Origin of the sequence: Moorena sp. SIO3B2 (assembly GCF_010692525.1) — a bacterium.
Taxonomy (GTDB): domain Bacteria; phylum Cyanobacteriota; class Cyanobacteriia; order Cyanobacteriales; family Coleofasciculaceae; genus Moorena; species Moorena producens.
Map to the genome: position 1 here is coordinate 1 of NZ_JAAHHE010000981.1, position 1,070 is coordinate 1,070.

The following is a 1,070-nucleotide window of genomic DNA, read 5'->3' on the forward strand; positions in this document are numbered from 1 at the left end:
AAGAGGCAAGAGGCAAGAGGCAAGAGGCAAGAGGCAAAAGGCAAGAGGGAACGCTGATCTGACTCCCGATTCCCGACTCCCTACTCCCGACTCCCGACTCCCGATAATCCTAAGAGTCTTCTTCAGTGATCGGCTCGCCAATATCAAATATAATCACAAATTGAGCATCGGGCATTAGCCGTTTCAGAGCCTGCATATGACCCTCCGCATCCGAACGTTTGCGGAACCGAGCAACAATCACTCGTTGCATCTGTGGTAATAAGCGCACCACCACCCATGGATGTAGGCGTTCAGCATAGGACATAATTTGAGGTATCTCCTGTTATAAGGGGTCCTAGAGCCAGCCTTCAGCCTGGAATATCTTCAGGCTGGCTCTTCCCGTTTAACGTTTCGTTTAACGTCTGGGGCAATTTTATTATAACATAAATAATCTTACATTATAACAGATTTTGAAAATATTTGTAACAAAGTTGTGAGGGAGTCGGGAATCGGGAATCGGGAATAGAGACTCAATTGAGAACTGCTATATAAAAAAACCAGCCATTGAGAGGGGCTGGTGATACTTGCTGTGTTGGGAGGAGAAAACCTAGGGCCAATACGCTTACAGTGTGCCTTTATCCTTGGCTGTGAGGTCAAGGTTTTAAGGACGTAGTGGTCCTTGGGTAATCAGTTATGTAAACAAATGTAACGAATATTTAGGAATAACGCAACATTTCTTAATGTTTTTTTCGGGAGTCGGGAGTCGGGAGTCGGGAGTCGGGAGTCGGGAATCGGGAGTGTGGGGAGTGTGGGAAGTGTGGGGCGCGGGCGCGGGGAGATAGGGAGATGGGGGAGATTTTTATTAAGGGTAATTGTCATAAAATGATATTAGCTTTCTATGACCGAAGAGTGTTTTTGCATCCATTGAAATGCACCCTAGAAACTGACGGCTGACCGCTGACAGCTGACGGCTGACATTTTATTCTTCATTTTTCTGGATCGATTAAAATAGTTTTTGGTTGCTCAACATCAAATAGGGAAGCGGACAGAAGAATAACTGGTTTGTTTGTTTTGTTTTCACCATAGTGAAC

At 45.3% G+C, this 1,070-nt stretch carries 3 protein-coding genes; all 3 read right to left on the bottom strand.

Going from position 1 to position 1,070, the window contains the following annotated elements:
* Window positions 1-109 precede the first annotated feature (109 nt).
* Window positions 110-304 carry a hypothetical protein gene (locus F6K38_RS44810; protein ID WP_008185522.1) on the bottom strand — a complete coding sequence of 65 codons (195 nt, stop codon included), beginning with the start codon at window positions 302-304 and terminating at the stop codon, window positions 110-112.
* Window positions 305-432: 128 nt separating this feature from the next.
* Window positions 433-636, bottom strand: coding sequence for a hypothetical protein (locus F6K38_RS42895; protein WP_287361006.1), 204 nt, complete (start codon window positions 634-636; stop codon window positions 433-435).
* Between the two features lie 30 nt (window positions 637-666).
* Complete coding sequence (locus F6K38_RS42900) at window positions 667-858, bottom strand: hypothetical protein (RefSeq protein WP_287361008.1); 192 nt, start codon at window positions 856-858, stop codon at window positions 667-669.
* Between the last annotated feature and the right edge of the window lie 212 nt (window positions 859-1,070).